General features: G+C 42.1%; 9 protein-coding genes and 2 pseudogenes. 4 read left to right on the top strand and 7 right to left on the bottom strand.

The genetic code is table 11. The features are described from left to right. On the top strand, window positions 1-239 hold a 239-nt coding region (locus tag L5M10_RS22920), incomplete at its 5' end, for a transposase (protein ID WP_263179589.1). A 209-nt stretch (window positions 240-448) separates the two neighbouring features. Here the strand turns inward: L5M10_RS22920 and L5M10_RS22925 are convergent. Both L5M10_RS22925 and L5M10_RS22930 read right to left on the bottom strand, forming a co-directional pair. Then, on the bottom strand, window positions 449-1,240 hold the full coding sequence (locus L5M10_RS22925) for a DUF3108 domain-containing protein (protein WP_263256014.1): 792 nt from the start codon (window positions 1,238-1,240) through the stop codon (window positions 449-451). 215 nt (window positions 1,241-1,455) lie between these two features. Next, the gene (locus tag L5M10_RS22930; protein ID WP_263161058.1) at window positions 1,456-1,884 is read right to left on the bottom strand and encodes an MGMT family protein; all 429 of its coding nucleotides are present in this window, start codon (window positions 1,882-1,884) and stop codon (window positions 1,456-1,458) included. Between the two features lie 279 nt (window positions 1,885-2,163). Here L5M10_RS22930 and def point away from each other — a divergent pair, with 279 nt between their 5' ends. Further along, window positions 2,164-2,655 (top strand): peptide deformylase, encoded by a 492-nt coding sequence (gene def / locus L5M10_RS22935; RefSeq protein WP_011789520.1) that lies wholly within the window; start codon window positions 2,164-2,166, stop codon window positions 2,653-2,655. A 132-nt stretch (window positions 2,656-2,787) separates the two neighbouring features. Here def and L5M10_RS22940 read toward each other — a convergent pair whose 3' ends face one another. Beyond that, window positions 2,788-2,970, bottom strand: coding sequence for a hypothetical protein (locus L5M10_RS22940; RefSeq protein ID WP_263256015.1), 183 nt, complete (start codon window positions 2,968-2,970; stop codon window positions 2,788-2,790). Between the two features lie 180 nt (window positions 2,971-3,150). Between L5M10_RS22940 and rhlP the strand changes: the two genes are divergently transcribed. Next, on the top strand, window positions 3,151-3,996 hold the full coding sequence (gene rhlP / locus L5M10_RS22945) for a rhombotarget lipoprotein (RefSeq protein WP_263256016.1): 846 nt from the start codon (window positions 3,151-3,153) through the stop codon (window positions 3,994-3,996). A 226-nt stretch (window positions 3,997-4,222) separates the two neighbouring features. Beyond that, complete coding sequence (locus tag L5M10_RS22950; protein WP_131525774.1) at window positions 4,223-4,849, top strand: LysE family translocator; 627 nt, start codon at window positions 4,223-4,225, stop codon at window positions 4,847-4,849. Between the two features lie 91 nt (window positions 4,850-4,940). On the opposite strand, the gene L5M10_RS22955 is transcribed toward L5M10_RS22950, so the two are convergent. From L5M10_RS22955 to L5M10_RS22970, 4 genes and pseudogenes are all read right to left on the bottom strand, one after another. Then, a complete protein-coding gene (locus L5M10_RS22955) occupies window positions 4,941-5,150 on the bottom strand; it encodes a hypothetical protein (protein WP_113939622.1) in 210 nt (69 codons plus the stop codon). Between the two features lie 185 nt (window positions 5,151-5,335). Continuing rightward, window positions 5,336-5,719, bottom strand: coding sequence for a VOC family protein (locus tag L5M10_RS22960; protein WP_263256017.1), 384 nt, complete (start codon window positions 5,717-5,719; stop codon window positions 5,336-5,338). 142 nt (window positions 5,720-5,861) lie between these two features. Beyond that, window positions 5,862-6,290 (bottom strand): annotated as a pseudogene (locus L5M10_RS22965) (alpha-amylase); the annotation flags it as partial. Between the two features lie 16 nt (window positions 6,291-6,306). Beyond that, a pseudogene (locus L5M10_RS22970) lies at window positions 6,307-6,541 on the bottom strand (IS4 family transposase); the annotation flags it as partial.

Consider the following 6,541-nt stretch of genomic DNA (forward strand, 5'->3'; position numbering starts at 1 on the left):
TTTCGCACAATATTGAGTTGCATTATTTACCGCCTTACAGCCCGAACCTCAATCCGATAGAAAGACTGTGGAAGGTCATGAATGAGCACGCGAGGAACAGCGTGTACTTCAAAAATAAGCGAGATTTCAGGTCCGCACTGGATAAATTTTTCAAAGAAACATTACCCGATATTGGTGAAAGTTTAGCGTCGCGGATCAATGATAATTTTCAGCTCTTTACCCACGCATCTTCAGGTTGATTGGGTATAGCAATCAGTGATGAACCATTAGCGATGAACATTAACCGAAACCGAACTTAGAGGTAGGCCCTAAGTTCAGTTAGATATAGTTCAGTTAGGTATACGGTTGGGTTTTATTCGATATGAGTTTGGCTTTAGTTCAGTATTGTTAAGCTAAGGCTTTGTATCATTGGGTTAAGTTTATACATCTTAACTCAACGCCTTACCGATTAACCTTCAGTCGTGCCGAGCAGTTTAGGCACTAGCGGTTTCTCTGTAATGTCTGCAGGTATGGTTTCTTGGTGCGGCACTTCATCGAAGTGATATTTAAGTAACTTAATATCGAGCTGCTTACTGCCTTTTTCAAAGTGAGTTAACCGCACGGGCAAATACGCTAAGTCAGGCGCCATCCAGAAGAAGGTTTGACGCTTTTTATTGTCACGCACGACTTCAATTTTGACTGTGTCGTAACTGCCGCTGTCGATGTTCATTCGTTCTTTACCGATCACATGAAACTTGTATTCATCGACTTCGTTGTCCTTGACCATCTTATAGTCGAGCACTTCTTTGCCCGCCATCATATCTAGCCTAAATTGCAACTGCACCATAAGAGGATCAAAGATTTTATCATCATAGGGAAACTTGCCTTTTTCATCTTTGTAACGGGTATGAATAAAGCCTTGAGCTTTGGCGAATGCGGTTTGCTCCGTGTAATTAGGCCCGACACCTTGGCGTTGTTGTAAGTAACGCAAAGGACTGAGCTGCGTATCATTTTGAGTAAATTCACTCAAGATGTGACGCACATCGGTTAACAATAACAGGCTGAGATCGCTATCAAAACGATACTTAAACACGCCATCTTCGGGATTGGGTAGCGTGTATTTGGCTTTTCCTAATTCAATGTCTCCATAGTTGACTTGGTATTCGGCCGTCTGCGGTGTTAGCGGCGTTGGCGCTGCCATGGCAAACATACTTTGAGTGAGGACGGTAAAACTCACTAATAATGTGGGAATGGTACGCAAAGAATGCTCCTTGGGTCGCAGGTTTTCACCTTGTATCACTACAGAATGGTCGGTAGTGGTTGATAAAAAAGTGTCGAGTAGCATGCTTACTTACACAGTTCTGGGTCAATCAGTTGAGCATAAATCAATTATTGGATCGACTGTAAGCAGGTTATAGCCGAGGACGACGTTTCTGTAAATAGAGATGTAAATAGTTTATGGATCAATATATTAAACTAAAATGGCATTGCCATGACTAAAGTCACCAGATCCGGGCGCCACTCGTATTCAGACAAATTAATTTTGCCGCAGTTCACTGTTATCCCTTCAATTCTTAATAATTCCATCTGTTCTTGAAAGAAGGTTGAATTTTTCTCGAAGGATATTTTGCCTTGACTATTGAGTACCCTATGCCAAGGGAGTGACAAATGTTCGGGAGCTGCTTTCAGTGCTTTTGACACATAACGCGCTCGTCCCGGTAATCCTGCATAATCGGCTATTTTGCCATAGCTGCTGACTTTACCCTGCGGGATCATGGCGACGATATGCCAGATTTTCGCCATAGGAGACAAGTCCACTGCTTGGGGCTGTTTTCTCGCTACACTCTGTTTATCTTGTTCAAGGTATTGATACAGTGGTGATTTTTCTTTAGGAAACGATGCCATTGAATTGTTAACCCTTAGCTTAATGGTATTCACTCACAAAGAATCACGCTCAAAAAATTTTGCTTGATGAGTTCACGCTAGTGTAACGGTAAAGCATGGCTTAGCGGAAGATGAGAGGGTATTTGACGTTTAAAGGATTAAGCACTTCTCGATATTTTTATCGGCTAGCTCGATTACTAACAAAATATTTAAACTGTTTTTAGCTTAAATATTGTGTAAATGGTCAAATAGTCCATAATAGCGCCAATTTTTTTGACTCGATGAGAGAAGATAACTGGCATGGCTGTACTCGATATTCTAACTATTCCCGATGAGCGCCTTAAACGTAAAGCGCAACCTGTAAAAGATATTGAAGCTGTTCAGGGATTTATCGATGATTTAATCGAAACCATGTATCACACGGACGATGGTATCGGTTTAGCAGCAACTCAAGTCGGCAGTACAGATGCCATTATCGTGATCGATTTATCTGACGGTCGCGACCAGCCTTTAGTGCTGATTAATCCTGAGATTGTTGAAAAGTCAGGTGAGTTCGTCGGTGAAGAAGGTTGTCTGTCTATCCCCGGTTATCGCGCTAAAGTGTCACGTTTTGAAAAGGTTAAAGTGACAGCCTTAGACAGAACTGGCAAGGCTATCGAAATCGAAACCGATGAGTTTTTAGCCATAGTGTTGCAGCACGAAATCGACCATTTGCATGGCAAAGTATTTATCGAACATTTATCCATGCTAAAACAACAAATCGCCCTTAAAAAAGTGCGTAAATACGCTTAACTTTTGACTTAAGTTTTATTTTAGAGAGTGGTTGTACCTATTGACTAGCCGCATTTATAGTGCGGCTTTTTTGTATTTAAAATCTAATCAAGGAAGATTAATGCTGTGATATGTGAACATAACAGCTTGTTTTTACTCTGATGAATGGATAAGGTAACCAAAAATCTGCATTATACCAATCGTATTAAATATCTGTTCATTCAGCGGGAATTTAACGCGCTTTAGACAAGGCGAAGGCATGAAGGCATAGTGGTGCTCTGTCGAAAGCCCTAAACGCAGTATAAAGGGCGTTGAAACCCGCCCTTCGGGAGCCACACAGGCATCCCACTCCGGTGTTGCATTGACTTAAAAGGGAATGACCATTTCTGCGTCAATGCGCCTTGGATTGAGATGCCTGTGAGGCTCTGAACTGATTAGATATTTAATGTGATTGGTATTATTGTAGGTTCAGTTTTCATCATTAACAGCAAGTGTATGGATACGGTAGGGAAACAAATGAAACTTAAGGTATTAGCCTGTGGCATAGCCTCATTCGCAATGCTTTCACTGAGTGGCTGTAGTGCATTTTTTAACGGTAATACCACGGAGAAAAATGCGGTATCGAGTAGCTTAGTCGAATATTTATACCCTGATGAGAAGAGTCGCCAAGCCCAGCAGCCATCCTTACCTGTGCTGCGTTTGCCTATTACCGTCGGCATCGCTTTCTTGCCTTCGTCCCATTGGCAAGCCGATGCAATTGATAGCCGAACTCAGATGGCATTACTTGATAAGGTTAAAAAATCCTTTGTTAAATATGACTATATCGATCGTATCGAAGTGATCCCAAGTACCTATCTTAAAAATGGTAAAGGTTTTGAAACCTTGCAGCAGGTTGCTCGCCTGCATGATGTTGATGTTATGGCATTGGTTTCTTACGATCAATTGATGCAAAGCCACGAGAACAAGTCCGCCATCCTTTATTGGACTATCGTGGGCATGTATTTAATCCCCGGCAATGAAAATGCGATTCAAACCTTTGTTGATACAGCCGTTTTCGATATGCGTAGCCAGAAGATGTTATTTAGGGCGCCAGGTATTAATCAGTTAACTGAAAGTTCAACCGCTGTTGGCGTGACGACAACACTAAGAGAGAAATCCTACGAGGGCTTTGATCTTGCGGTGAACGATATGATAGTCAATTTAGATGACGAGCTTGCCCGCTTTAAAACTCGGGTTAAGGAAGAGCACGTCGCCACCATAGAACATAAACAAGGTTACAGCGGCGGTGGCAGCTTATCTTTATTAATACTTTCACTATTGGGCATTTTTGCGATGCGCCGTTTAACGATTTGCCGTGAATAAAAAAATTAAGCGCAAATTAAGATCGTTAAGGATGAGCAAATTGAAGTTTGCTTTGAATCAAGACGTGAGCAAAAAGTATATAAAGTTGAGCACAGGTTCTGGTTACCAATTTACTTGTAGTTAACGTTTTGATTTTTTTTAAAGTGGTTTACAGAGGCTGCGGTATTGCGTCGGACACCACTTAAGCGGCGCGATAGATTACGCGTTTAACAAGGAGAAAAATTAAATGGATTTAAATTCACTATTACTGTTTGCAGTTGCTTGCCTTGCTATCAATCTTATCCCTGGACCCGATGTCATCTACATTGTATCTAACACAATGAAAGGGAAAATGATCAGTGGGCTTAAAGCTGCGATGGGTTTAGGTGTGGGTTATTTTGTTCACACGCTTGCTGCTAGCTTGGGATTATCTGCCATCATTCTCAGTTCAGCGTTGGCTTTTAGTATTGTGAAGTGGTTAGGGGCCGCGTATCTAGTGTATTTAGGCATTCAAGCGTTAATATCAATGTGGCGTGGCAATAATAAAATTGTGGTTGATAACAATAGCAAACCAAACGGCAACGTAGTTTTCCAAGGCATTGTCGTTAGTGTACTTAATCCTAAAGTCGCTTTATTTTTCCTCTCTTTTTTGCCGCAGTTTATTGACCCGTTAGCGGGTTCAACGTCAATTCAGCTGTTAACCCTTGGTCTTATTTTCAGTTTGTTAGCGACCTTGTGTAATGTCCTTTATGCGTCGGCAGGAAGCTGGGTATTTAGTCGCCCCAATTCCCTGCGTTATTCGAGAGCCTTAGAGGGGATATCAGGTGTGTTGCTTATTGGCTTGGCCAGTAAAGTCATGACCAGTGATAGATAGTGGAATAAGGTCATTTTGTCGAGTAAGACATAAGTCCTCTTTGCTCTGATAGATATGAGCTTTTCAATCTAGCTATGACAAAGATCGCTTGTTACAACTTCACAAAATACGGTAGCGCGATGAGTGCTATGCCGATGCAGACGAGTAAGATTAGGTTGCTGACAAAATAAGGGTAGAGCATCAGGGTTATCCCAACGACGAGGGGGATGGGTGCACCTTGGCGTTTGCCATAGGTGAAAAAGCCAAGACCAAAGAGGCTAAAGACTAAACTCCATAGTAATAATGCTGGATTATCAAACATCTTGAGTTCCTCAATGGTTAGCCTAGGTAGGCTTTGACCTTATCACAGCGTCAAACTGGTCAATCGATTACTTAAACTATTGGTTAAACGGCTGCGTCGTTTTATTGAGTCTAATGCTGACTATCCCGTAGCGTAATTAAGCTTTATTCATCTTATTGCTGCGATGTTGCCTTATTTGACTCGTGTTATAGCTCATATAACTCTAAGGGTAAGCCGTCGGGATCGCTAAAGAAGGTGAATTTTCTGCCTGTGTATTCGTCAATGCGGACGGGTTCAACGGTAATGTGATGGCTATGAAGATGTTCGATGGCGGTTTCAATCGATGCTACGCGAAAGGCGAGATGCCTAAGTCCACAGGCTTCGGGATAGCTTGGTCGTTTGGGTGGATTATCGAATGAAAATAACTCAATTTGACTCTTATCGGGCAGTTGTAAATCAAGTTTATAGGACTTACGTGCCTCACGGAAATGCTCTGCAAGCACGGTAAGGCCAAGAATGGTTACATAAAAGTGTTTGGACTTTTGATAGTCGCTGCAAATAATCGCTGCATGGTGAATGCCGAGTAACATTGCTTTCCTTTGTGATTTTTAAAAGGTGATCAAATAAGATAGAAAGGTTTGAGAGTATAACGGTTAAAAAAAGATAGCGTCACAGTTTAGCGTGACGCTATCGGTCGATTTCACTTTTTAGCTCACCTTGGCTTTTGCTCGTTTAATCTTCCAGCTCGAATATGGCCGAAGACAGCGGCACAAGTTGCATCTGAACTTGTCCTTCCCCTTGTTTGACAACCAACTGCGCTTTATTGTCTTCCAGCAAATCCTTAAGTGGATAGGTCCCATCCGTTAACTGCCATTGGTCGATAAGTGGCTTTGGCAGCTTAAGGGATAATGGCTTTGCTTGGGTTTGATTAAAGTTATTCACAATAATCAGTTTTTGGCCCGTTTTATTGGCTGTATTTTCCTCAAAGCGCACAAAGGCAAAAGTGCTGTCATCATAACCCGTTGCACTGCCATGAGTATCCATTGTGGCGGTTTGTGCGCTGCGGTTGGCGGCATCGAGCGAGTAATACTCTCCTAAGAGTGCAGGTACATTTTTACCTGTGCTTAGGTTCAGTAATTTTTGATAATAAGCCCGCAAAGTGGCTAATGCCGTTCACTTAAGAGTGAACGGCATTTTTCTTTGGTCTAACCGGAAACTTGTTTTTGCTCATTTTAAGAACTCGTGGATATGCCCTTTCCCGTTTACCATCCAGCTTAAATTGCCGTGCATTTCGTTCTATATCCAATACGTCTCTCGGGACATTCCCCGGTGTTTGTGATGGCAGTTGTGTCAACTTGAAGATGATATAACTCGCCGCATCCCGAAAACTCAGTTGATTGGGGTGGACCGAT

It is taken from the genome of Shewanella sp. SM32 (genome assembly GCF_025654235.1).
GTDB classification, from domain to species: domain Bacteria; phylum Pseudomonadota; class Gammaproteobacteria; order Enterobacterales; family Shewanellaceae; genus Shewanella; species Shewanella oncorhynchi.